Here is a 23619-nt window from a genome sequence, read left to right as displayed (position 1 = left end):
GGCTTGTCGGAGCGCCGAACCGCCCCGTTCGAGCGCGAAGCGGTCGCAAAACAGCTACCACAGACATATCTGGATAAATCTGGTGTGAGGGTTCAGGGCTGCTTCGCAGCCCAACGGGGGCAAGCCCCCTCGCCACAAATGCCCAGTCAAACGCGTGAAGCAAACAACGCCTGATGCTCACGGCATTGCTGCGCGCTCAGCATGAACACACCATGGCCGCCACGCTCGAACTCCAGCCAGGCAAAGTCGACTTCCGGGTACAACGCCTCGACGTGCACCTGGCTGTTGCCCACTTCGACTATCAGCAAGCCCTTCTCGGTCAAATGATCCGCCGCTTCGGCGAGCATGCGCCGCACCAGGTTCAAACCGTCATCGCCGCAGGCCAGGCCCAGTTCCGGTTCGTGCTGGTATTCGTCCGGCATGTCGGCGAAATCTTCCGCATCGACGTAGGGCGGGTTCGACACGATCAGATCGAAACGTTGTCCCGGCAAGCCCTCGAACCCGTCGCCCTGCACCGTGTACACACGCTCATCGACACCGTGGCGCTCGATGTTCTGGTTAGCCACTTCCAGCGCTTCGAACGACAGGTCCGCCAACACCACCTCGGCACGCGGGAACTCGTAGGCGCAGGCGATGCCGATGCAACCGGAACCGGTGCACAGGTCGAGAATCCGCGCAGGCTCGGTAGCCAGCCACGGGGTAAACCGGTTTTCGATCAACTCGCCGATGGGTGAACGCGGGATCAGCACGCGCTCATCGACGATGAACGACATGCCGCAGAACCACGCCTCGCCCAACAGATACGCCGTAGGCACCCGCTCTTCGATGCGGCGCTTGAGCAAAAGCTGCAGGTGAACCACTTCGTCTTCTTCCAGATTGCAGTCGAGGTAGCTGTCGGCGATTTCCCATGGCAGGTGCAGCGCACCCAACACCAATTGCCGGGCTTCGTCCCAGGCATTGTCGGTGCCATGGCCAAAAAACAGATCCTCCCCATGGAAGCGGCTGACGGCCCAACGGATATGGTCACGCAGGGTGCGAAGGCGGGAAGTGATCACGACGGCAAACTCCAGAAAAATCGACGGGCGATTCTACCAGTCAAACGGCGTCACGACGACGCGGGAAACTACCGATTCAAATGTAGGAGTTATCCGTTTTTTCACCAGGCTATTGAACAAATCGCGACTATTGACAAGGCTACAGGCCAGCAATGACGGCACCTACGATCGTAGCGATTCACAGAACCGCTCAGCCAGAGGACAATGTCGCAAAAGCCCCACTCCAAGGAGCCCCAGAATGTCCGTTCCAAAAACGATGTTTCAACTCAGCGGCCGCGGTTATCCGGCAGCCAAACTGAGCCATGCGACCCTTATCATCATCGATGCCCAGAAAGAATATTTGAGCGGGCCACTTGCCCTCAGCGGCATGGATGAGGCCGTCGCGAACATCAAGCAATTGCTCGCCGCTGCCCGTGCCGCCGGCCGGCCGATCGTGCATGTCCGTCATCTCGGCACCCTCGGCGGAATGTTCAACCCGCAAGGCGTCGGTGGTGAATTCATTCCGGGCCTGGAGCCGCAAGGTGACGAAACCGTCATCGGTAAATTGCTGCCAAGCGCGTTCCACGGCACCGAACTGGCCAAACGCCTGGAAGACCTCGGCGCCCTCGACCTGATCGTCTGCGGTTTCATGAGTCACTCCAGCGTCAGCACCACCGTACGCGCAGCGAAGAACCTTGGCTTTCGCTGCACTCTCATTGAAGATGCCTGCGCCACCCGCGACCTGCCTTACAAGGGCGGCGTGCTCAGTGCCGAACACGTTCATCAGACGGAAATGGCGATCATGGGCGACAACTTCGCCACCCTCGCGCTGACCCGTGAACTGATCTGATCGACGCTCAATGAGCGGCCTGGAATGCCGCTCATCCGCAAAAGCCTCTCAACTGCCATAATTGTCTTAGCCTCAGGAACATCCCGGTCAACTCCCGGTCGAAGGGCCGATACCCATTGAGGAAGGTCGGAATGAAGTTATCCGATGGTTTTGACGCTCGCCGCTTGCGACCCAAAGGCCAAAGCAACTGGCGTTTTCGAATCGGCGTGACGTTCGCGGCATTGCTGGCGATGTGCGGCGTGTTGCTCACCATGGCCGGTGCCGCCAGCCTGTTCGGCCACGCACCCGCCCTGGGTGAATTGAACACCAGCCGCACCGGTGCTGCCGTGATTCTGGTCATCGGCCTGTTCGTGCTGTACCTCGGCGTGTGGCTATGGCGCCGTTGCCGTCGTCGCTCGCGCCAGTCGCGGGAACTGGCCATGTCGCCGCACCTGATGAAAAAACACGACTGAGCCAAGCGTCGCGCGCGTTAATTTGTCGCGCCCGATTCGCTTCGAGTTGGGTAAACTGGCCGCCCTTCGCGGAGGCTGACATGCAAGACAACGATTTTTCTCTGTTCAAAAGCGCGATCCAAGGCGTCAAGCCAATCAGGCACGATCGCGCCGAAACCGGCAAACCCAAGGCTGACCGCGCGCAGATCGCCATGCTGCGCCAAGCGGCCACCGTGCGCACCGAATCCACCACCGTAGACGGGTTGTCCGATCAGTTCGTCATCGACGTCGGCCCTGAAGACGAGTTGATGTGGGCGCGTCACGGCGTGCAGGAAAGCCAGATGCGCAAGCTCAAGATCGGACAGATTCCGTTCGAAGGCAGCCTCGACCTGCACGGCATGAGCGTGGAAAAGGCCCGGGAAACCCTTTGGGCGTTCCTCGCCGAAGCCACCCGATTCGAAATCCGCTGCGTACGCGTCACCCATGGCAAGGCGGTACGCCTGGATGGCAAGCGGCCGATGATCAAAAGCCACGTCAATACCTGGCTGCGCCAGCATCCACAAGTGCTCGGTTTCACCTCCTGCCAGGCCAGACACGGCGGTGCGGGAGCCGTTTATGTGATGCTCAAACGCACCATGATGGAAGGTCGCGACGAGTAAAGCTGTTGCGCCACGCTTGCAGCGTCGTGTCCGCCACCGTACCCTTGCCCTTTGCGTAAAATCCCACAGGTAGTTTCATGTCCCTGGAACAGAATTACACCGCGATCCTTGGCCAACTGGGCGAGGACGTCTCCCGCGAGGGCCTGCTCGACACGCCCAAGCGTGCCGCCAAAGCCATGCAGTACCTCTGCCGCGGCTATGAACAGACACTGGAAGAGGTCACCAACGGTGCCCTGTTCAGCTCCGACAACAGCGAAATGGTGCTGGTCAAGGACATCGAGCTGTACTCGTTGTGCGAACACCACCTGCTGCCGTTCATCGGCAAGGCTCACGTCGCCTACATCCCGAGCGGCAAGGTCCTGGGCCTGTCGAAGGTGGCGCGGATCGTCGACATGTACGCCCGTCGCCTGCAGATCCAGGAAAACCTCAGCCGCCAGATCGCCGACGCTGTCCAGCAGGTCACCGGCGCCCTGGGCGTTGCGGTGGTGATCGAGGCCAAGCACATGTGCATGATGATGCGCGGTGTGGAAAAGCAGAATTCGTCGATGATCACCTCGGTGATGCTCGGTGAGTTCCGCGAGAACGCCGCCACGCGCAGCGAATTCCTCAGCCTCATCAAGTAATTCGCGGCACGAAGAAAACCGGCATTCATCGCCGGTTTTTTTTCGTCCGCAAAAAATCAGGTAAGCTGCGCGCCCTTCTTCGTTTGCACCGTGAGGCTTCCAACGTGTTCGTAAAAGCGCTTCGTGTCGGCCTTGGCCAACTGATCATCTTCATCGACTTCATTACTCGCCCAAGCAAGAAGAAGCGCCCCGCCGCTGCTCAGGCTCAGGTCGAATCCGCCGCCAAGGGTCTGACCCTGTATCAATTCCACGCCTGCCCGTTCTGCGTGAAGACCCGCCGCACCCTGCGCCGCCTGAATGTGCCGGTGGCCCTTCGCGATGCGAAGAACAACGAACAGGATCGCCAGACCTTGCTGGAGCAAGGCGGCAAGATCAAGGTGCCATGCCTGCGCATCGAAGAGAATGGCCAGACCACCTGGATGTACGAGTCCAAGGTGATCATTGATTATCTGGACAAGCGGTTTGCAGCAGCCTGATGTTTATGTGGTGATCTGACTGACGCCATCGCGAGCAGGCTCGCTCCTACAGGGGAACGCATTCCAATTGTAGGAGTGAGCCGGCTCCGGGCGGCGTTCCGACGATGAGGCCGGCCCTCACGACGCAAATCTCGGACAAAAATAAACCGGCCCTTGCGCCGGTTTATTTGTTTTCAGGCCGCTTGCGCCGCTTGCCCCTGTCGCACCACCGCCGCCAACCGCCTCAGCCCTTCATCCAGCCGCGCCGGATCAATGTGGCTGAAGTTCAACCGCAAATACCCCGGATGGTTATCCGGCTCAGGGAAAAACGGCTCACCCGGCATAAACGCTACGTCATTGGCCAGCGCGGCGTTGAGCAAGGTGCGGGTGTCTTGCGGCTGCTTGAGTTTCAACCAGAAAAACAACCCGCCCTGCGGTACGTTCCAGTCCGCCAGATCCGAGAAGTGAGTTTCCAGCGCAGCCTGAAACGCATCCCGACGCCCCCGATAAAAATCACGCAACTCACTGCGGTGTTGCTGATATTTCTCGCTGCCGATCCATTGCAGTGCCTGCCATTGGCCGACCCGGTTGGTGTGCAAATCCGCCGATTGTTTGAGTTTCAACAGATGGGGAAACAGGTCCGGACTGGCAATCAAGTAACCAACGCGCAAACCCGGTAGCAGGGTTTTCGACACGGTGCCGGTGTAGATCCAGCTGGCCTTCTTCAAGCGACTGACAATCGGCTTGGCGCTGCCACCGTCGAAGGTCAGTTCGCGGTAAGGCTCGTCTTCAATCAGCGTCACGCCAAATTCATCGAGCAACGCCGCCACCGCGTCACGCTTGGCTTCGCTGTAACGCACCGCCGATGGATTCTGGAAGGTCGGGATCAGGTAGATGAAAGCCGGTCGGTGTTGTTCCAGACAAACGCGTAGCTCCGTCAGGTTCGGCCCGTCAGCCTCCAGCGGGACGGTCAGGCAATCGGCGCCGAACAGCTGGAAAATCTGCAGTGCCGCCAGATAAGTCGGCGCTTCGAGCAGGATTTCGGTGCCTTTGTCGATGTACAGCTTGGCGGCGAGGTCGAGGGTCTGCTGTGAGCCGCTGACCACCAGCACCTGGCTTGCCTCACATGGCACTCCCAACGCCCGCGCCTCGGCGGCCAACGCTTCACGCAACGCCGGTTCGCCTTCGCTCATGCCGTATTGGCCGATGGACACCGGCATCTCGGTCCACTCGACCTTCGGCAGCATGGCTTCGGCCGGCAGTCCGCCGGCAAACGACATCATCTGCGGACGCTGGGCCGCGGCGAGTATTTCACGGATCAAAGAACTTTTAAGGCGTGAGACACGTTCGGAAAAAGCCATGGGGATCACCGGTAGCGAGGCATGTGGGAAATGAGTCAAACTTGTTGACCGAAATTACGCCTTCTCGAACGGATACGTCAACATGCTTGACCTTAAAAACCCGCTTTCCCAGCAGCAAGCCATGGAAGCGTTTTTCTTTGGCTACCAGGCCTTCACTGCCAAGGCCGATGAAATGCTCGAACGTCGCGGCCTGAGTCGGGTGCATCAGCGCATCGTGTTTTTCATCGCCCGCTATCCGAACCTGAGCGTCAAGGAGCTGTTGGCGTTGCTCGGCGTGAGCAAGCAGGCGCTGAACATGCCGTTGCGGCAATTGTTGGAGATGCACCTGGTCGACAGCGTCGCGTCCGAGACTGACAAGCGCAAGCGTCTGCTGGAGTTGACGGCAGAAGGCGCGCGGTTTGAGCAAGCATTGCGGCGTGAGCAGGTGAAATTGCTGGAGCGGGTTTTTGCCGAGGCTGGGGAGACGGCGGTGAATGGGTGGCTGGCGGTGAATCTGGCGTTGGGGGAGAACCAACAAAAAATCTGACCGGCGTTTCTGCCGTAGGAGCTCCTACGGTCGGACGCGCAAGCCGGCTTTCGATGGCGTCCGAACAGACGATATATCCCCTTCTCCAAAAAAATCGTAAACAAAACCAAAAACATTATTTGCATTCTTTGTATACAAAAGCATAATCCACTTCGTGCGAGTTCCTGACCAGCAAGTCAACAAATTCGCAAGTACCTCAAAGGGCCGCTGCCACCCCTCTCGGATCCGGCCCTGGAAATAACAATAAAACTCTTGAGGAGTATTCGCTGTGGAAAGCCGCAAATCCGAAGCATCGACGCTGGATCTCTCGCCGCCATTACGCAATGGCTTGCTGGAGCGTCTGTTCAAACTCAGCTTGCACGGCACCACGGTGAAGACCGAGCTGATTGCCGGTCTGACAACCTTCATCACCATGGCTTACATCATTTTCGTTAACCCCAACATCATGGCCGACGCCGGGATCGATCACGGTGCCGCGTTCGTCGCCACCTGCATCGCTGCCGCACTCGGTTGCCTGTTGATGGGCCTCTACGCCAACTGGCCGGTCGGCCTGGCGCCGGGCATGGGCCTGAACGCGTTCTTCACTTACACCGTGGTCGGCACCATGGGCTACAACTGGGAAACCGCCCTCGGCGCGGTGTTTGTGTCCGGTGTGTTGTTCATGATCCTGACCTTTTCGCGGATCCGCGAATGGCTGCTCAACAGCATCCCGGTCAGCCTGCGCTTCGCCATGGGCGCTGGTGTTGGCTTGTTCCTGGGGCTGATCGGTTTGAAAACCGCGGGTATCGTCGTCGATAGCCCGGCCACCCTGATCAAGCTCGGTTCCCTGCGCGAACCCGGCCCGCTGCTCGCCGCCGTGTGCTTCCTGATGATCGCCATCCTCAGCTACCACAAGGTGTTCGGCGCGATCCTCATCAGCATCATCACCGTGACCCTCGCCGGCTGGGGCCTTGGGCTCGTGCATTACGAGGGCATCATGTCGGCCCCGCCTAGCCTGGCTCCGACCTGGATGGCCATGAACGTCGCCGGCGTGTTCAACGTCAGCATGATCAGCGTGGTCCTGGCGTTCCTCTTCGTGCACATGTTCGACACCGCCGGCACACTGATGGGCGTTGCCCAGCGCGCCAACCTGGTGGGCGCTGATGGCAAGATCGAAAACCTCTCCCGCGCGATGAAAGCCGACAGTGCGTCCAGCGTATTCGGTGCAGTGGTCGGTGTTCCGCCGGTCACAAGCTATGTGGAAAGTGCTGCCGGCGTGGCCGCTGGTGGTCGGACTGGTCTTACCGCAGTCACCGTTGGTGTGCTATTTATAGCCGCAATGTTTTTCGCACCATTGGCCGGCATGATTCCCGCCTATGCCACCGCTGGCGCACTGATTTATGTGGCAATGCTGATGATGGGCGGCATGGCCCACATCGAATGGGACGAAGCGACCGACAGCATTCCGGCGATCGTCACTGCGATCATGATGCCGTTGACCTTCTCGGTCGCCGACGGCATCGCGCTGGGTTTCATCACCTACGTGGCGTTGAAGGCCGGTACCGGCAAGTACAAGGAAATTTCCGTGAGCCTGTGGGTGCTCTGCGCGATCTTCATCGCCAAGTTCATCTTCCTGTAAACCTTACGCGGGACCCGCTTCAAAACAGCCTCACCCCGTCGGGTGGGGCTTTTGTGCAAATGGAGGAAAGTGATGAGTCTGGAAACCTGGCTGCTGTTCAGCGGCGCTGCGCTGGTAGTGATCCTGATCCCGGGGCCATTGTCGTTGTTGATGATCAGCAACAGCCTGAACTACGGCCTGCGCCGTTCTTACCCGGCGTTTCTCGGTGGCGTGATTGCCTCGATCTGCCTGCTGAGTGCCTCGGCTTTGGGTCTGGGCGCCCTGCTGCTGGCGTCGGAACAGCTGTTCAGCGCACTGAAAATCGTCGGCGCACTGTACCTGTTCTACCTCGCTTGGCAGAGCTGGCAGCAATCGCGCCAGCCTTCCCACGGCGCGCAAGTGCCAAAAGCCGCGCCGGTGCCACGCTTTCGTGCACTGTTCGGGCGTGCGTTCATGTTGGGCGCGAGCAACCCGAAGGACATTCTGTTCTTCGCCGCATTCCTGCCGCAGTTCCTGAGTGCCGAACAGCCGTTCCTGCCGCAGTTGCTAGTGATGATTGCGACCTGGACGGTGCTCGATCTGCTGTGCAAATTGGCCTACGGGCTCGGTGCCCATGGTGCGGCGCGGTATCTGCGCAGCGGCAAGGGGCAGAGCTGGTTCAACCGGATCAGTGCCGGGTTGTTCAGTGGTGCGGGTGCTGCTTCCCTGCTGAGCCGTTAACAGTTGTAGGAGCGAGCTTGCTCGCGATGGACGTCAACGATAACGCGTGCAGTATGAATTATCGCGCTGTCTGCACCTCCATCGCGAGCAATCGAGCGTCGACCGGCTGCTCCTACAGAAGACGAAAAAAAGCCCGCAGTGTGAGCGGGCGAAAGACCAAAGAAGCTATGTGCGCAATCGCTTCCAGGGTGCAGCTGCTGCCTGGGGGATCAGCTGCCGCGGTACGTGGAATAGCTGTAAGGCGAAATCAACAACGGCACATGGTAGTGATCCTGCTCGGCGGAGATGCCAAAACGCAGCACCACCACATCCAGAAAAGCAGGTTCCGGCAGCTTGACGCCACGGGCGCGGTAGTAATCGCCGGCATGAAACTGAACCTGATAGACCCCGGTGCGGTAGTCATCGCCTTGCAGCAGCGGTGCATCGACACGACCATCGCTGTTGGTTATCGCGCTGGCGACCAATTCCAGCTGCGATCCTTCAACGCGGTACAACTCGACCTTGATCGAGCTGCCCGGGCAACCGTGTGCTGCGTCCAAAACGTGTGTAGTCAAACGTCCCATTGATTCTGCGCGCCTGCCTGCGTGGAGCAGTCAGACTTCGCGCCTCCCGAAGTCAGTTGAAAAGGAGACCGCACCGATTCGGAGCACGAAAAGCTGCGGCGAGCGACTAATTAAGACACTTTTCAAAAATATTGTACACAATAAAAACGACATTTTTCGCTTTACCCTCACCATCTGCCTATTTACTGTCGATTTCCCGCCGAACCGCACAGCCTATGACCCCTTCATCAAATTACTGACCAATGAGGCAGATTTCTTGCAGGCTCACGCCAATAGCAGTAAAAGATGACAGTCGGTGAAAAATGCGAAAATTCAGGCTTACAAAGTGAATATGAAGTTGTATACAATCAGCCCATCGCTGTGACGCCAGCCTGCCATCCAGTTTTCAGCTGCGTCACACCAACCGTCATCATCGAACAAGAAGGAAGCCTGCAGTGAGCGCTGACTACCCACGCGACCTGGTCGGTTACGGCAGTAACCCTCCGCACCCACACTGGCCGGGCAATGCCCGTATTGCCCTGTCGTTCGTACTCAATTACGAAGAAGGCGGCGAGCGCAACATCCTGCACGGCGACAAAGAATCCGAGGCGTTCCTCTCGGAAATGGTTTCTGCCCAGCCGCTGCAAGGCGCGCGCAACATGAGCATGGAATCCCTCTACGAGTATGGCAGCCGTGCCGGCGTGTGGCGGATCCTGAAGTTGTTCAAGGAATTCGACATTCCGCTGACCATCTTCGCCGTGGCCATGGCCGCCCAGCGTCACCCGGACGTGATCCGCGCCATGGTCGATGCCGGCCACGAGATCTGCAGCCACGGTTATCGCTGGATCGACTACCAGTACATGGACGAAGCCCAGGAACGCGAGCACATGCTCGAAGCGATCCGCATCCTCACCGAAATCACCGGTGAACGCCCGCTGGGCTGGTACACCGGCCGCACCGGCCCGAACACCCGTCGCCTGGTGATGGAAGAAGGTGGTTTCCTCTACGACTGCGACACCTACGATGACGACCTGCCCTACTGGGAACCGAACAACCCGACCGGCAAGCCGCACCTGGTGATCCCGTACACCCTGGACACCAACGACATGCGCTTCACCCAGGTCCAGGGTTTCAACAAGGGCGACGACTTCTTCGAATACCTCAAGGACGCGTTCGACGTGCTCTACGCCGAAGGCGCCGAGGCCCCGAAAATGCTCTCGATCGGCCTGCACTGCCGCCTGATCGGCCGTCCGGCGCGCCTGGCTTCACTCAAGCGCTTTATCGAATACGCTAAAAGTCATGAACAGGTGTGGTTCAGCCGTCGCGTCGACATTGCGCGCCACTGGCAAGAAACCCACCCGTACCAAGGGGCTGCCAAATGAGCACCTTTCAAACCGTCAAACCTTCGAGCCTGAGCCGCGACGCCTTCGTCGCCACTTTCGCCGACATCTACGAACATTCGCCATGGGTGGCCGAGAAAGCCTTCGACCTGGGCCAGGATGCCTCGATCAACGAGATTGAAACCCTGCACCAGCGCATGAGCGACATCCTGCTCCGCGCCGATCACCAAAGCCAACTGGCCCTGATCAACGCTCACCCTGACCTGGCCGGCAAAGCCGCTGTCCAGGGCCATTTGACCGAAGCCAGCACCCATGAACAGGCTGGCGCCGGTATTCACCAATGCACGGCCGAAGAGTTTTCTCGCTTCACCGAGCTGAACGACGCCTATAAAGCCAAGTTCAAGTTTCCCTTCATCATGGCGGTAAAAGGCAGCAACCGGCATCAGATCCTCGCAGCGTTCGAAACGCGCATCCACAACCCGGTCGACACCGAGTTCAAGTGCGCGCTGGCGGAGATCAACAAGATCGCCCTGTTCCGATTACTGACCCTATAGCAAGCCTGGCCCGACGTTGATGAACGCAAAAAACGCCCAGGGCCTTGCAAGCATCCCAAGCCACTTATTTAAAGGCAGACAAGAAGAATGAAAGCTTACGCCGTACCTTTCGAGAAGTTCGTCAACCTGGCCGATGCCCGCCTGGGTACCAAAATCATCTCGGTCACCGATGACTGGTTCGCAGACGCCAACCGTCTGTTCCAACCGACCCCGGCCGTATGGAAGGAGGGCGTGTTCGATGACAACGGCAAGTGGATGGACGGCTGGGAGTCGCGCCGCAAGCGCTTCGAAGGCTTCGACAGCGCAGTGATCCGCCTGGGTGTGCCGGGTTCGATCAAGGGCGTCGACATCGACACTTCATTCTTCACCGGCAACTTCCCGCCTTCGGCTTCCCTGGAAGCCTGCTTCCTGGCCTCGGGCGAGCCTGATGAAAACACCCAGTGGACTGAAGTGCTGTCCGCCGTCGAGCTGCAGGGCAACAGCCACCACTATCACGAAATCAACAACGACCAGGCGTTCAGCCACCTGCGCTTCAACATCTACCCGGATGGCGGCGTGGCCCGTCTGCGCGTGTACGGTGTGCCGTTCCGCGACTGGTCGGCGATCGGCGACAACGAGCAGGTCGACCTGGCCGCAGCCCTCAACGGTGGCCGTGCCCTCGCCTGCTCCGACGAACACTTCGGTCGCATGAGCAACATCCTCAACCCGGGCCGTGGCATCAACATGGGCGACGGCTGGGAAACCGCGCGTCGCCGTACCCCGGGCAATGACTGGGTGATCGTCGCGCTGGGCCATGCCGGTGAAGTCGAGAAAGTCATCGTCGACACCCTGCACTTCAAGGGCAACTACCCGGACAGCTGCTCGATCCAGGGCGCCTTCGTGAAGGGCGGTACCGACAGCCAGATCGAAACCCAGTCGCTGTTCTGGCGCGAACTGCTGCCAAGCCAGAAGCTGGAAATGCACGCCGAACACACCTTCGCCGAGCAGATAAAGGCACTGGGCCCGATCACCCACATCCGCCTGAACGTGTTCCCGGATGGGGGCGTGAGCCGCCTGCGCGTACTGGGCAAGGTCGCGAAGTAATGCTGAGCCCGTAGGAGCTGCCGCAGGCTGCGATCTTTTGATCTTGATCTTAAAAAGCAAAGTCAAAAGATCGCAGGCTTCGCCAGCTCCTACAGGGAATGCGGTAAACCGAACATACATTTGAAGAAAAGAAGACCAGCATGCGCACACTGACGATTGAACCGCTGACCAAAGAAGCCTTCGCCCCTTTCGGTGACGTGATCGAAACCGACGGCAGCGATCACTTCATGATCAACAACGGTTCGACCATGCGCTTCCATAAACTGGCGACGGTGCAAACCGCTACGCCAGAGGACAAGGCGATCATCAGCATCTTCCGCGCCGACGCGCAGGACATGCCGCTGACCGTCTGCATGCTGGAGCGTCACCCGCTGGGCAGCCAGGCTTTCATTCCGCTGCTCGGTAACCCCTTTCTGATCGTGGTCGCGCCAGTTGGCGATGAACCTGTATCAGGCTTGGTCCGCGCCTTCGTCACCAACGGCAGGCAGGGCATTAATTACCATCGCGGCGTCTGGCACCACCCGGTGCTGACGATCGAAAAGCGGGATGACTTCCTGGTGGTTGATCGCAGTGGCACAGGCAATAACTGCGATGAGCATTTTTTCAAAGAGGATGAGCGTTTGATCCTCGCCCCCCACCAATAAGAGAAGGCCTGATCACTCGACAACAGAGTGACAGGCGAGAGGTAAAGACTGTGGAAGCACATCTGTTGGAATGGCTGAACCTTAGCGTGCGCTGGGTTCACATGATTACTGGCGTGGCCTGGATCGGTGCGTCGTTCTATTTCGTCTGGCTGGAAAACAACCTCAATCGGGTCAATCCGAAAAACGGGCTGGCCGGTGATTTGTGGGCAATCCACGGTGGCGGTATCTACCACCTGGAAAAATACAAACTGGCCCCACCGACCATGCCGGACAACCTGCACTGGTTCAAATGGGAAGCCTACTTCACCTGGCTGTCGGGGGTCGCACTGCTGTGCGTGGTGTTCTACTCCAACCCGACGCTCTACCTGCTGGCTCCGGGCAGCACCCTGAGCGGTCCTGAAGGCGTGGCCATCGGTCTCGGCTCGCTGTTCATTGGCTGGTTCATCTACTCCTTCCTGTGCGACTCGGCCCTGGGCAAACGCCCTGCCCTGCTAGGCGCAATCCTGTTCGTCCTGATCATCGGCGCGGCCTACGGCTTCAGCAAAGTGTTCAGCGGTCGGGGTGCGTACCTGCACGTCGGCGCGATCATCGGCACCATCATGGTCGGCAACGTGTTCCGCATCATCATGCCGGCGCAACGCGCACTGGTCGCAGCGATCGCCGAGAACCGCACGCCGGATCCGGCGCTGCCAGCCAAAGGCCTGCTGCGTTCGCGTCACAACAACTACTTCACCTTGCCAGTGCTGTTCATCATGATCAGCAACCACTTCCCGAGCACCTACGGCAGCCAGTACAACTGGTTGATCCTGGCCGGGATCGCGGTACTGGCGGTGTTGGTGCGTCACTACTTCAACACCCGTCACGACAGCCACAAGTTTGCCTGGACCCTGCCGGTGGCAGCGGTGGGCATGATCTGCCTGGCTTATGTGACCGGTCCGAAGCCGATGTCCAGTGCCCCTGAAGTGGCCAAGGCACCAGCTGCAATCGAATACCAGCCGCTGCCGGAAACCGCAGTGGGCGGTGGATTGAAACCTGCTGAAGCCAAACCTGCAGAAGCGCCAGCCGCTCCGGCTCAGGCATCCAATGCCGGCCCGGGTTTCGACAAGGTGCACAGCGTGATTCAGGAGCGTTGCGCGGTCTGCCACTCGGCCAAGCCAACCAGCCCGTTGTTCAGCGCGGCCCCGGCCGGTGTGATGCTGGACACTCCCGAGCAGATCCGCCAGAACGCACCGCGGATTCAGGCGCAAGCCGTCACCAGCCAGATCATGCCACTGGGCAACATCACGCAGATGACCCAGCAGGAACGTGACCTGATCGGTGCCTGGATTGTGCAGGGAGCCCAGACCAACTAAGCAACACAAAAGCCTGTGTCTAACGGGCTTTTGTGGCGAGGGAGCTTGCTCCCGCTGGACTGTGCAGCAGTCCCCTGCTCTTAAGGTAAAGAGCGGGGCCGCTTCGCGCCCCAGCGGGAGCAAGCTCCCTCGCCACAAATCCACCTGATTCGAATACAGCTGCCGGCAGCACTGCAGCTGTAAATCAAAAGAATAAAAAGATCCGAGGTGTTGCATGTCCGAGCTATCCACAGCGCGCATCCCCGACGCACCCGCCATTCAGCGTTTGCCCTTCTTGCAACTGATCCTGGTCGGTTTGCAACATGTTCTGCTGATGTACGGTGGTGCCATCGCGGTACCGCTGATCATCGGACAGGCCGCTGGCCTGAGTCGTGAAGAAATCGCCTTCCTGATCAACGCCGACCTGCTGGTGGCGGGTATTGCCACCATCGTCCAGTCCCTCGGCATCGGCCCCATGGGCATTCGCATGCCGGTGATGATGGGCGCCAGTTTCGCTGCCGTCGGCAGCATGGTCGCCATGGCCGGCATGCCTGGCATCGGCCTGCAAGGGATCTTCGGCGCGACCATCGCCGCCGGCTTTTTCGGCATGCTCATCGCGCCGTTCATGTCCAAGGTCGTGCGCTTCTTCCCGCCGCTGGTGACCGGCACGGTCATCACCTCGATCGGTTTGTCGCTGTTCCCCGTGGCCGTCAACTGGGCGGGCGGCGGTACTGGCGCCGCTCAATTCGGTTCGCCGATCTACCTGACCATCGCCGCCCTGGTACTGGGCACCATTTTGCTGGTGCACCGCTTCATGCGTGGTTTCTGGGTCAATATTTCCGTGCTGATCGGCATGTGCCTGGGATACGTGCTCTGCGGCCTGCTCGGCATGGTCGACCTCAGTGGCATGGCTCAGGCACCCTGGCTGCAATTCGTCACTCCACTGCATTTCGGCATGCCGAAATTCGAACTCGCGCCGATCCTGTCGATGTGCCTGGTGGTGGTGATCATTTTCGTCGAGTCCACCGGGATGTTTCTCGCGCTGGGCAAGATCACCGGCCAGGAAGTCTGCCCACGGATGCTGCGTCGCGGCCTGCTGTGCGATGCCGGCGCTTCGTTCTTCGCCGGGTTCTTCAACACCTTCACCCACTCCTCCTTCGCCCAGAACATTGGCCTGGTGCAGATGACCGGCGTGCGTTGCCGCTCGGTGACCATCGTTGCCGGCGGGTTGCTGATTGTCCTGAGCCTGCTGCCCAAAGCCGCGTTCCTGGTGGCTTCGATTCCTCCGGCAGTACTGGGTGGCGCAGCGATTGCGATGTTCGGCATGGTCGCCGCTACCGGGATCAAGATCCTGCAGGAAGCCGACATCGGTGACCGTCGCAACCAGTTGCTGGTGGCGGTGAGCATCGGCATGGGTCTGATCCCGGTCGTACGCCCGGAGTTTTTTGCCCACCTGCCTGTGTGGATGAGCCCGATCACCCACAGCGGCATCGCCATGGCCACCCTCAGCGCGCTGACGCTGAACCTGTTGTTCAACATTCTGGGTGGCGCCGAACGCGCGGCCATCAACGACTGTCAGGCTCACCCGCATTAATACCGAAAACACGAACCCTGTAGGAGCGAGCTTGCTCGCGATGGACGTAAACACACCGCGTTAATCCAGATAACACGCGTAATCGTTAACGCCCATCGCGAGCAAGCTCGCTCCTACATGCGCCTCAAAAATAAAAACAAGAGGGAGCAACAGATGATTCGGACACTAACCAACTTGTTGTTGAGCGGCAGCCTGCTGGCCGCGAGTCAGGCCATGGCCGGCGATTTACTGCTGTGGCAGACCAACAGCCTGAGCTACCTGTACGGCAAGGACTTCGTGGTCAACCCGTCGATCCAGCAGACGATTACCTTCGAACACGCCGACCGCTGGAAGTACGGCGACAACTTCATGTTCATCGACAGCACTTACTACAACGGCGAAAAAGACCGCAACAAAGGTGCTCACGCCTACTACGGCGAGTTCAGCCCGCGCCTCTCCTTCGGCAAGATCCTCGACCGCCGTTTCGAATTCGGCCCGATCAAGGACGTTCTGCTGGCGATGACCTACGAGAACGGCGAAGACGACACCGAGGCCTACCTGATCGGCCCCGGTTTCGATCTCGCGGTACCGGGCTTCAATTTTTTCACCTTGAACTTCTATTACCGTCAGACCGAAGGCTCGCGTCCCGGCGACGATGTCTGGCAGATCACACCGGCCTGGTCCTACACCCTGCCACTGGGCAACTCGAACCTGCTGATCGACGGCTACATGGACTGGGTCGTGGACAACGACCAGAACTCCCATGGCACTTATCACGCCAACCTGCACTTCAACCCGCAGATCAAGTACGACCTGGGCAAGGCCCTGAGCTGGCGGGAGAAACAGGTGTACGTCGGCGTCGAATACAGCTACTGGAAAGACAAGTACGGCATCGAAAACAATTCCAGCTTCGACACCAATGAAAACACCACCAGCCTGCTGGTGAAGGTGCATTTCTGATGCTGCCCCGCAACCGTGCCCCAAACCTGTCGTTGGTGCGCCGTTGCGGAGCACTTGAGACCTGGCCGAGGAGTCAGTATTCTCCGCGGCCGCCCGAATCCGGTTTAAAAAAAAGCCCGGATATAAAACCTGACCATAAAGCCAACTTATCCCGGCTCTGGCAGGCACCAAGGCACTCCAAAACCCCTCTCAATCGACCGCTCTTGAGCCGCCGAACGGGAGTTTTTTGGCTTTTTGAAAGCCTTGGCTCAGCTCTTGCTAACAGCACTAAAGCTGACCGAATGGATGATTTTTAGCGCTACAGAAACAGGCGCCACACCAGAGCGCTGACTTAAAAAAATAACGTGGAACCACCTACTTTTTGGGAGCAACCGAATGAAACGTACGTGCACTAGCCTGATGCTGGCGGGATCATTGCTGGCGGGGGGTCAGGCCATGGCCGGCGACTTGCTGCAATGGCAGAACAACAGCCTGAGCTACCTCTATGGCAAGGACTTCCAGGTCAACCCGCGCATTCAGCAGACGGTGACCTTCGAACACGCCGATGGCTGGAAGTACGGCGACAACTTCTTCTTCATCGACAAGATCTTCTACAACGGCAAGGAAGACCATTTCGCGGGCGAGAACAGCCATTACGGCGAGCTCAGCCCGCGCCTGTCGTTCAACAAGATCTTCGACCAGAAGTTCGAGTTCGGCCCGATCAAGGACGTGCTGCTGGCCATGACCTACGAGTTCGGTGAAGACGATACCGAGTCGTACCTGATCGGTCCTGGTTTCGACCTGGCCATTCCGGGCTTCGATTACTTCCAGTTGAACTTCTACAACCGTCACACCGAAGGCGACCGCCCGGGCGACAACATCTGGCAGGTCTCGCCGGTCTGGTCCTACACCATTCCGGTGGGTGGCTCGGATGTGCTGATCGACGGTTTCATGGACTGGGTCGTCGACAACGACGTCAACGACAAAGGCGAATACCACGCCAACCTGCACTTCAATCCGCAAGTCAAATATGACCTGGGCAAGGCGTTGAACCTGGGTGCCAAGCAGCTGTACGTCGGTGTCGAGTACGACTACTGGAAAAACAAGTACGGTATTGAAGACAGCCAGGGCTTCAAGACTGATCAGAGTGTGACCAGTTTCCTGGTCAAGGTTCATTTCTGACGGAATGCAGTGTCCCAATCTGTCGGATAAGGCAGGTTGGGACTCGCTATGCAATCGAGGATCTGCGGCCAGGCTTTATTTTTGGCCAATCCCCGGTAACAGCGATTCCGGGATAAATGCCTCTATTGAATAGATTGGGGATCCCCCCCTCGCTGTCAATCACTCCACTTTCCAGTTCTGAGGGTACTCGGTGTGAAAACATTCCCACTGGAATGCTCAACTTCAAATCGAGAACAGACTCTTTTATCAAGCCCGGGCCCGTCCAATAAAGCGTATCTTCGCGACGCCAGAATGGGTGATTTCTTTTTTTAGCCCAGCTTTCTTCATCGTATTTTTCGTAGTTGGCAATCATGTTTTCCAAAAAATCGAGTCCGAGTGAAGATTGAGGCGTTGCCGCTATTACCGAATTTCCGACCAACCAACCCATGACGTGGGCCAGAAAGCCTTTAGGTGCCTCCAAAGAGTGGACAGCAGAGCGAACGGCAACATCAACATCCATGTATAAGCCGCCATATACATATGTAGCGGCCATTCTCAAAATATCACTCGCAGCAGCCAGGTTTCGGTAAGAACCATTCAGTTCACGATGAAACATTGACTCTACTTTAGAGGCGCCAGGCAATATCTTTGTGAGGTCCTGAAACAGCCCATCGGGTTTGTTTATCTGCAACTCTTGCCCATATCGACGTGCCAGCGCACGATGCGCCGAATCATCGCCGCTCTCCATTGCAGACAGTGTATTCAGGATGTGGGATGGCCTGTCCGTCCATACATTCATTAAATAATCCGGATTATGCATTTTAAAGATCAGCACATTGCTGAGATAAACGGGATGGATATCCTTGCCGCCCCAAAAAAAGTGAGCGATCGCAGGCAATGCATTTTGGCCTTGTGCGTCTAGCCAATTGACTGGGTTATTGAACAGCATTAGAAACTGATTGAGACCATCCACTTCACCTGCAGGATCCGCACTCACCCACCGCTGCAACCAAGGTGCGTAATAGCGATAGCCATAATAATAAAACCCCGTCGCATCCCGCTCTTTGCCCGAATAACGAATCGTCTTGTATTCAGCCTCGATTTCGCTGGTACCAGCCCACACCGCTGTTCCGCCAAACGGGTAATAAATCTCCCGACTCAACAACGCTCCCAGCTCATCCAGTTCCAGCGTGCACGAATTCAAATGGTCATTCAGGCAATAACGCAGTTGGTCGTTGCGTACATCCTTGGGCAGCTTCTCAACCCAGTGCAAGGCGCGCACATGGCTAAGCCCCGCCTCGACACTCAACACATGCCGCTCTTCGCCGGTAGCCGTATCCCGATGGATCTCCAACCCCGGCAAGTAACGAACTTCCGCATGCAGCGTGCGACTAGCCGTCTCGGAGAGTCGGACTTTTCTCAGTCGATGCCCGGGACTGTCGTAGAAATAGCATTCGGTATCATCAGGGCCATCTTCGCGACTGACCATCGTGACTCGACTCAACTGATTGCGAATGTCCCAACTCATATTCTGGCCACGCAACAGTTCCAGCTGATTACCATTGGCATCGAAGCCATCCGCCAGATTGCCTTCCTGCGCAACGCTGCGATTGCTGTCGGTCGAGGTAAACATCTCGAAGGTTTCCACGCCGCTGTGGTGGCGGGTTTGCAGATTCCCGGCGGCGTCGTAATTGAAGGATTGGGTGTAATTGCGCAACTGATTGGGGTCCAGCGGTGTGGTTTGCCAGGCAGGTAATGCGGGACCATAACCTGGTTGGTTCACTTCCCGGCCAGTGGCTTCAATCAGTTGATACAGGCTGTCATAACGATAGCGGTTGATCGGTTCGATACGCTGTTGATTGAAATACCGTATCAACGCCACCTTGTCCTCGACGCTTGAGATATTGCCGAACGGGTCGTAGGCATATTCGAACTGCTGAAGCGGCGTGCCTCGGGCATCGCAAGACAGCAATCCGGCCAGTCGCCCATCTTCAGCCGCATACCGGGCAGTGGTTACGACGCCATTAGCGGCCCGTTCACGTTCAACCTTGCCAAGGGCGTCGTAACGAATGTCACCCACCAGCACTTGAGGAGAGCCGGATGCGCGAGCCCACCTCAGTCGGGTTTCCTGCAACTCACCGGCCTGGTTGTAAGCGAATGCTCTAAGGTTATCCCTGGCGTCGGTCTGGCGGAGCATTTCCCCTGAAGGCCCATACTGCTGAGCAGTCCTGAATACCTCGTCCTCCAAGCGTGCATCGGCAAATTCGGACGACCAGTCCGGCGGAGCCAGATCAAGCAAGAAACGGGTTTCTTCCGCCAGAAGCAAACCACCCACACCATATTCGCAAAGGCTGCGCCTGCCCGCCGGATGGTCATGGCGGATCAGTTGGCCACACTGGTTATGCACCGCAAACTCATCACCGCCCCCCGCGTAAGCAAAACGCTCGGAGACGCGCGGCGAGTCATCCTTTATCTGCTCCGTCACGATCGTCGGACGCTGCAGCTCATCGTATTCAGTGTGCCGCTGACTCCCGCGACCGTCCCAGAATGAGCGCACCATACCGGCCTGATCCAGCAAACCCAGTTGCCAACCGGCATCGACGCTGTCCACCAGCAGAGGCTGACTTAGTAGATTGTGCGTCGTGGCGAGGTTCGGCTTTGGCGCGGTGCCCCGCAATCGTGGATCCCAGGAAGCCATCAACCGTCCGCCAGCGTCAAAGTGATTGCGGGTGATACGAGTCTCAATGGACGGGTTCAGCGGATGACGGCAATAGGCGACATTTCGCACAGCCAAACCGCGCGAATCTGCCACCGACAAGGTCGGTGTGTGAGCATCAATCCATTGCGCAGCCGCCATCTTCGAACCCTCTGCCTGAGGGGTTCAATCTGATGGAAAAACCTGAGCACATCTACTGTCAGATCTGACAGTTCAAACGGCCTCAGACACCGAGATCCCGAGAAACCTGCACAACTCCCCGCGCTTGGCCAACGCATCGCGCCGCCCAAGTTCGATCAACTCGCTGCAATACCCTGCCTCGAACAGCAGGTAACTCAAAACCCCGGCCCCGCTGGTCTTGGTCGCGCCCGGCCCGCGCAGAAACAGGCGCAGTGCCGCCGGCAATTCCTGACGATGTCGCGCGGCAATCTCATCGATTGGCTGGCTTGGTGAAATCACCAGTACGTCCACCGGCGCCACGCCCAATGTGCGGGTCGGCGTGCCGTCGGGCATCAGGTGACTGAACTGGTTCAGGCGCTGCAACAACTCGATGTCGCTTTCCAGGCTGTCAATGAACGTACTGTTGAGCATGTGCCCGCCAATCTGCGCCAGGGTCGGCTGCTGACCGGAGTAGCTGCGCTGCAAGGGTTGTTGCGGGTCGACGCCGCGGGGGTTGCCGCTGACACCCACCACCAGCACCCGACTGGCGCCCAGATGCAGCGCCGGACTGATCGGCGCCGACTGACGTACCGCGCCATCACCGAAATACTCTTCGCCGATTTTCACCGGGGCGAACAGCAGCGGAATGGCCGAACTGGCAAGTAGATGTTCCACGGACAGTTGGGTGGGAACGCCGATGCGTCGATGGCGCAACCAGGCATCGATCTTGCCGCCGCCCTGATAGAAGGTGACGGCCTGGCCAGACTCATAGCCGAACGCGGTGACTGCCACTGCATGCAATTGTTGCTGTGCGATCGCTTCGGCGATGCCGCCCATATGCAGCTTGTCGTTGAGCAAGTCCCGCAGCGGAGTACTGTTGAGCAGGGCCACCGGCATGTGCTTACCGATGCCGAGCAAACTGTGGCTGACAAAACGGCTGGCCTGGCGGATCACCCCGGGCCAGTCACTGCGCAACACCAGGTGACTGCGAAAGCCCTGCCAGAAAGCCGTCAGGTGTTCGATGGCGTTACGAAAGTCCATTGCCCCGCTGGCGAGGCTGACGGCGTTGATCGCGCCGGCCGAGGTGCCGACGATCACCGGAAACGGGTTGCTCGCCCCCGGTGGCAGCAATTCGGCAATCGCCGCCAGCACGCCAACCTGATAGGCCGCCCGAGCCCCGCCACCGGAAAGAATCAACCCTGTAACCGGTTCGCCTGGACTCATGCACAACTCTCCATGGTGCTTGATGGGATTTCGTTGTTTCGACCTATTCCCTTGTAGGAGCGAGCTTGCTCCGGGCGGCGTTCCGACGATGGTAGCCAACGATAACGCGGGGCACCTGACACCCCGCGGCGTTTTCACGACCATCGCGAGCAAGCTCGCTCCTACAGGGTATCGGGATTCAACCGCGTTTGGCGTACAGCTTCGGCTCGCCCGGTGGACGGCTCTTGAAGCGACGATGAGCCCACAGGTATTGCTCGGGATGCTCCCGCAGAACGCTTTCGATCCATTGGTTGATGCGGATGCAGTCGTCTTCTTCGGTTTCGCCGGGGAAACCTTCGAGCGGCGCATGGATCACCAGGCGATATCCGCTGCCGTCCGCCAGACGCTCCTGGGTGAACGGCACCACCAGCGCCTTGCCCAGCCGCGCAAACTTGCTCGTGGCGGTGACGGTCGCAGCCTGAATGCCGAACAGCGGCACAAAAACACTTTGCTTGGCGCCGTAGTCCTGATCCGGTGCGTACCAGATCGCCCGGCCCGAGCGCAGCAATTTGAGCATGCCGCGCACGTCTTCGCGCTCCACCGCCAGCGAATCGAGGTTGTGCCGCTCGCGGCCCTGGCGCTGGATGTAGTCGAACAGCGGATTCTTGTGCTCGCGGTACATGCCGTCGATGGTGTGCTGTTGGCCGAGCAGCGCGGCACCGATTTCCAGCGTCGTGAAGTGCAGCGCCATCAGGATCACGCCCTTGCCTTCGCGCTGAGCCTTTTGCAAATGCTCCAGCCCTTCGACATGAGCCAGGGTCGCCAGGCGCTTGCGCGACCACCACCAGCTCATCGCCATCTCAAAAAAAGCGATGCCGGTGGAGGCGAAGTTCTCCTTGAGCAGGCGCTTGCGTTCGGCGGCGGTTTTTTCAGAAAAACACAGTTCCAGGTTGCGCTTGGCAATGCGCCGTCTGTCGCCGGCCACGCGATACATCAATGAGCCCAGTACACGGCCGATTCCCAGCAGTGCCGGATACGGCAACTGGACGATCAGCCACAAGAGCCCCAGGCCACACCACAGCGGCCAGAAACGTGGAGATAGAAATGCTTTTCGAAAACGCGGGCGGTCCATTAATGCTTCCGGAATGACAATGGCCGCGCATTCTACATCGTTCGACCCGGCTTGCGGCCTGCGGGCGTTCTCGTTATAAGTCTCGGCACTTTTAGTGACAAGTCGTTGTATGCCGACCATGAGCCAAACCGAACCGCTAGACCAAGATCCCGTGTTCCAGTTGAAGGGCAGCATGCTGGCCATTACGGTGCTGGAACTGGCCCGTAACGACCTCGAAAGCCTCGATCGGCAACTGGCCGCCAAGGTCGCCCTGGCGCCCAACTTCTTCAGCAACGCGCCGCTGGTACTGGCCCTGGACAAACTCCCGGCCAACGAAGGCGCGGTCGATCTGCCAGGGCTGATGCGCGTTTGCCGCCAGCATGGCCTGCGTACCCTGGCGATCCGCGCCAGCCGCATCGAAGACATTGCCGCCGCCATTGCTGTCGACCTGCCGGTGCTGCCACCGTCCGGCGCCCGGGAGCGTCCACTGGACCTGACCGAAGGCGAACCGAAGAAAAAACCGGAAAAACCGCCCGAGCCGAGCATCAAACCGACGAAAATCATCACCTCGCCAGTACGTGGTGGCCAGCAGATCTATGCCCAGGGCAGCGATCTGGTGGTGATCTCCTCGGTCAGCCCGGGGGCGGAACTTCTCGCCGATGGCAACATCCATGTATACGGCCCGATGCGCGGTCGCGTGTTGGCCGGCGTCAAGGGCGACACCAAGGCGCGGATTTTCTGTCAGCAAATGAGTGCTGAACTGATTTCCATCGCCGGGCATTACAAGGTTTCCGAAGACCTGCGCCGCGATCCTCTATGGGGTTCGGGCGTGCAGGTCAGCCTGTCCGGCGACGTGTTGAACATCATTCGGCTTTAACGGATACTGCCGCATTTTCCAAGCATCTCTAAAACGTAGCGAAAACGGCTCAAACGAAGTAGGAAAAAGGCCGAAAGCAGTGTTTACCGGGGGTAAACGCCGCTCAAAACCGGATTCCAGCCAAGGCTGT

23 protein-coding genes are annotated in these 23619 nt (G+C 58.7%); 17 read left to right on the top strand and 6 right to left on the bottom strand.

Annotated elements, in window-relative coordinates:
* Positions 1 to 146 precede the first annotated feature (146 nt).
* On the bottom strand, positions 147 to 1055 hold the full coding sequence (prmB, locus tag KW849_RS22450) for a 50S ribosomal protein L3 N(5)-glutamine methyltransferase (protein ID WP_218431315.1): 909 nt from the start codon (positions 1053 to 1055) through the stop codon (positions 147 to 149).
* 238 nt (positions 1056 to 1293) lie between these two features.
* Between prmB and KW849_RS22445 the strand changes: the two genes are divergently transcribed.
* From KW849_RS22445 to KW849_RS22425, 5 genes are all read left to right on the top strand, one after another.
* A complete protein-coding gene (locus KW849_RS22445) occupies positions 1294 to 1884 on the top strand; it encodes a cysteine hydrolase family protein (protein WP_218431314.1) in 591 nt (196 codons plus the stop codon).
* A gap of 131 nt (positions 1885 to 2015) precedes the next feature.
* Positions 2016 to 2336 (top strand): hypothetical protein, encoded by a 321-nt coding sequence (locus KW849_RS22440; protein WP_218431313.1) that lies wholly within the window; start codon positions 2016 to 2018, stop codon positions 2334 to 2336.
* A gap of 80 nt (positions 2337 to 2416) precedes the next feature.
* Positions 2417 to 2974, top strand: a complete 558-nt coding sequence (locus KW849_RS22435) for a Smr/MutS family protein (RefSeq protein WP_218431312.1) — start codon at positions 2417 to 2419, stop codon at positions 2972 to 2974.
* Between the two features lie 77 nt (positions 2975 to 3051).
* Positions 3052 to 3597, top strand: a complete 546-nt coding sequence (gene folE / locus KW849_RS22430) for a GTP cyclohydrolase I FolE (protein ID WP_003204506.1) — start codon at positions 3052 to 3054, stop codon at positions 3595 to 3597.
* Positions 3598 to 3701: 104 nt separating this feature from the next.
* Positions 3702 to 4073: a glutathione S-transferase N-terminal domain-containing protein gene (locus tag KW849_RS22425; RefSeq protein WP_150724597.1), complete on the top strand. Its 372-nt coding sequence runs from the start codon at positions 3702 to 3704 to the stop codon at positions 4071 to 4073.
* A 173-nt stretch (positions 4074 to 4246) separates the two neighbouring features.
* Here KW849_RS22425 and KW849_RS22420 read toward each other — a convergent pair whose 3' ends face one another.
* Positions 4247 to 5413, bottom strand: a complete 1167-nt coding sequence (locus tag KW849_RS22420) for a PLP-dependent aminotransferase family protein (protein WP_218431311.1) — start codon at positions 5411 to 5413, stop codon at positions 4247 to 4249.
* Positions 5414 to 5495: 82 nt separating this feature from the next.
* On the opposite strand from KW849_RS22420, the gene KW849_RS22415 reads away from it, so the two are divergent.
* The 3 genes from KW849_RS22415 (at position 5496) to KW849_RS22405 (ending at position 8256) form a co-directional block, all read left to right on the top strand.
* The gene (locus KW849_RS22415) at positions 5496 to 5939 is read left to right on the top strand and encodes a MarR family winged helix-turn-helix transcriptional regulator (RefSeq protein ID WP_218431310.1); all 444 of its coding nucleotides are present in this window, start codon (positions 5496 to 5498) and stop codon (positions 5937 to 5939) included.
* Positions 5940 to 6207: 268 nt separating this feature from the next.
* The gene (locus tag KW849_RS22410) at positions 6208 to 7557 is read left to right on the top strand and encodes an NCS2 family permease (RefSeq protein ID WP_015096117.1); all 1350 of its coding nucleotides are present in this window, start codon (positions 6208 to 6210) and stop codon (positions 7555 to 7557) included.
* A 72-nt stretch (positions 7558 to 7629) separates the two neighbouring features.
* The gene (locus tag KW849_RS22405) at positions 7630 to 8256 is read left to right on the top strand and encodes a LysE family translocator (RefSeq protein WP_218431309.1); all 627 of its coding nucleotides are present in this window, start codon (positions 7630 to 7632) and stop codon (positions 8254 to 8256) included.
* A gap of 209 nt (positions 8257 to 8465) precedes the next feature.
* Here the strand turns inward: KW849_RS22405 and uraH are convergent, their stop codons facing one another.
* Positions 8466 to 8819: a hydroxyisourate hydrolase gene (gene uraH / locus KW849_RS22400; protein WP_007988144.1), complete on the bottom strand. Its 354-nt coding sequence runs from the start codon at positions 8817 to 8819 to the stop codon at positions 8466 to 8468.
* Positions 8820 to 9253: 434 nt separating this feature from the next.
* Between uraH and puuE the strand changes: the two genes are divergently transcribed.
* The 8 genes from puuE (at position 9254) to KW849_RS22360 (ending at position 17444) form a co-directional block, all read left to right on the top strand.
* Positions 9254 to 10180, top strand: coding sequence for an allantoinase PuuE (gene puuE, locus KW849_RS22395; RefSeq protein ID WP_007988146.1), 927 nt, complete (start codon positions 9254 to 9256; stop codon positions 10178 to 10180).
* Positions 10177 to 10692 (top strand): 2-oxo-4-hydroxy-4-carboxy-5-ureidoimidazoline decarboxylase, encoded by a 516-nt coding sequence (uraD, locus tag KW849_RS22390; RefSeq protein ID WP_218431308.1) that lies wholly within the window; start codon positions 10177 to 10179, stop codon positions 10690 to 10692. The genes puuE and uraD overlap by 4 nt, the downstream gene beginning before the upstream one ends.
* Before the next feature lie 87 nt (positions 10693 to 10779).
* A complete protein-coding gene (gene alc / locus KW849_RS22385) occupies positions 10780 to 11775 on the top strand; it encodes an allantoicase (protein ID WP_007988149.1) in 996 nt (331 codons plus the stop codon).
* A gap of 140 nt (positions 11776 to 11915) precedes the next feature.
* On the top strand, positions 11916 to 12419 hold the full coding sequence (locus KW849_RS22380; RefSeq protein ID WP_218431307.1) for an ureidoglycolate lyase: 504 nt from the start codon (positions 11916 to 11918) through the stop codon (positions 12417 to 12419).
* Between the two features lie 50 nt (positions 12420 to 12469).
* Positions 12470 to 13771 (top strand): urate hydroxylase PuuD, encoded by a 1302-nt coding sequence (locus tag KW849_RS22375; protein WP_218431306.1) that lies wholly within the window; start codon positions 12470 to 12472, stop codon positions 13769 to 13771.
* A 214-nt stretch (positions 13772 to 13985) separates the two neighbouring features.
* Complete coding sequence (locus KW849_RS22370) at positions 13986 to 15344, top strand: nucleobase:cation symporter-2 family protein (protein ID WP_218431305.1); 1359 nt, start codon at positions 13986 to 13988, stop codon at positions 15342 to 15344.
* A gap of 153 nt (positions 15345 to 15497) precedes the next feature.
* Complete coding sequence (locus KW849_RS22365; RefSeq protein ID WP_218431304.1) at positions 15498 to 16283, top strand: outer membrane protein OmpK; 786 nt, start codon at positions 15498 to 15500, stop codon at positions 16281 to 16283.
* Positions 16284 to 16658: 375 nt separating this feature from the next.
* A complete protein-coding gene (locus tag KW849_RS22360; RefSeq protein ID WP_218431303.1) occupies positions 16659 to 17444 on the top strand; it encodes an outer membrane protein OmpK in 786 nt (261 codons plus the stop codon).
* Between the two features lie 46 nt (positions 17445 to 17490).
* Here the strand turns inward: KW849_RS22360 and KW849_RS22355 are convergent, their stop codons facing one another.
* The 3 genes from KW849_RS22355 to KW849_RS22345 form a co-directional block, all read right to left on the bottom strand.
* A complete protein-coding gene (locus KW849_RS22355) occupies positions 17491 to 20280 on the bottom strand; it encodes an RHS repeat-associated core domain-containing protein (protein ID WP_218431302.1) in 2790 nt (929 codons plus the stop codon).
* A gap of 72 nt (positions 20281 to 20352) precedes the next feature.
* A complete protein-coding gene (locus KW849_RS22350) occupies positions 20353 to 21522 on the bottom strand; it encodes a patatin-like phospholipase family protein (RefSeq protein ID WP_218431301.1) in 1170 nt (389 codons plus the stop codon).
* 178 nt (positions 21523 to 21700) lie between these two features.
* The gene (locus KW849_RS22345; protein ID WP_218431300.1) at positions 21701 to 22633 is read right to left on the bottom strand and encodes a lipid A biosynthesis lauroyl acyltransferase; all 933 of its coding nucleotides are present in this window, start codon (positions 22631 to 22633) and stop codon (positions 21701 to 21703) included.
* A gap of 118 nt (positions 22634 to 22751) precedes the next feature.
* On the opposite strand from KW849_RS22345, the gene minC reads away from it, so the two are divergent.
* Positions 22752 to 23489, top strand: a complete 738-nt coding sequence (minC, locus tag KW849_RS22340; RefSeq protein WP_108219058.1) for a septum site-determining protein MinC — start codon at positions 22752 to 22754, stop codon at positions 23487 to 23489.
* The last annotated feature ends 130 nt before the right edge of the window (positions 23490 to 23619 follow it).

The organism is Pseudomonas sp. PDM26, from assembly GCF_019219185.1.
Lineage (GTDB): Bacteria > Pseudomonadota > Gammaproteobacteria > Pseudomonadales > Pseudomonadaceae > Aquipseudomonas.
This window is presented reverse-complemented; position numbering and strand designations above follow the sequence as displayed.

What these genes read in the sequence shown, in the direction of transcription:
- KW849_RS22415 (WP_218431310.1), top strand. Translation starts at nt 5,496, where the DNA reads ATGCTTGACCTTAAAAACCCGCTTTCCCAGCAGCAAGCCATGGAAGCG.
- KW849_RS22365 (WP_218431304.1), top strand. Translation starts at nt 15,498, where the DNA reads ATGATTCGGACACTAACCAACTTGTTGTTGAGCGGCAGCCTGCTGGCC.
- uraD (WP_218431308.1), top strand. Translation starts at nt 10,177, where the DNA reads ATGAGCACCTTTCAAACCGTCAAACCTTCGAGCCTGAGCCGCGACGCC.
- KW849_RS22355 (WP_218431302.1), bottom strand. Translation starts at nt 20,280, where the DNA reads ATGGCGGCTGCGCAATGGATTGATGCTCACACACCGACCTTGTCGGTG.
- KW849_RS22420 (WP_218431311.1), bottom strand. Translation starts at nt 5,413, where the DNA reads ATGGCTTTTTCCGAACGTGTCTCACGCCTTAAAAGTTCTTTGATCCGT.
- KW849_RS22345 (WP_218431300.1), bottom strand. Translation starts at nt 22,633, where the DNA reads ATGGACCGCCCGCGTTTTCGAAAAGCATTTCTATCTCCACGTTTCTGG.
- folE (WP_003204506.1), top strand. Translation starts at nt 3,052, where the DNA reads ATGTCCCTGGAACAGAATTACACCGCGATCCTTGGCCAACTGGGCGAG.
- KW849_RS22440 (WP_218431313.1), top strand. Translation starts at nt 2,016, where the DNA reads ATGAAGTTATCCGATGGTTTTGACGCTCGCCGCTTGCGACCCAAAGGC.
- KW849_RS22370 (WP_218431305.1), top strand. Translation starts at nt 13,986, where the DNA reads ATGTCCGAGCTATCCACAGCGCGCATCCCCGACGCACCCGCCATTCAG.
- minC (WP_108219058.1), top strand. Translation starts at nt 22,752, where the DNA reads ATGAGCCAAACCGAACCGCTAGACCAAGATCCCGTGTTCCAGTTGAAG.
- KW849_RS22360 (WP_218431303.1), top strand. Translation starts at nt 16,659, where the DNA reads ATGAAACGTACGTGCACTAGCCTGATGCTGGCGGGATCATTGCTGGCG.
- KW849_RS22350 (WP_218431301.1), bottom strand. Translation starts at nt 21,522, where the DNA reads ATGAGTCCAGGCGAACCGGTTACAGGGTTGATTCTTTCCGGTGGCGGG.
- KW849_RS22380 (WP_218431307.1), top strand. Translation starts at nt 11,916, where the DNA reads ATGCGCACACTGACGATTGAACCGCTGACCAAAGAAGCCTTCGCCCCT.
- KW849_RS22445 (WP_218431314.1), top strand. Translation starts at nt 1,294, where the DNA reads ATGTCCGTTCCAAAAACGATGTTTCAACTCAGCGGCCGCGGTTATCCG.
- KW849_RS22405 (WP_218431309.1), top strand. Translation starts at nt 7,630, where the DNA reads ATGAGTCTGGAAACCTGGCTGCTGTTCAGCGGCGCTGCGCTGGTAGTG.
- alc (WP_007988149.1), top strand. Translation starts at nt 10,780, where the DNA reads ATGAAAGCTTACGCCGTACCTTTCGAGAAGTTCGTCAACCTGGCCGAT.
- KW849_RS22435 (WP_218431312.1), top strand. Translation starts at nt 2,417, where the DNA reads ATGCAAGACAACGATTTTTCTCTGTTCAAAAGCGCGATCCAAGGCGTC.
- uraH (WP_007988144.1), bottom strand. Translation starts at nt 8,819, where the DNA reads ATGGGACGTTTGACTACACACGTTTTGGACGCAGCACACGGTTGCCCG.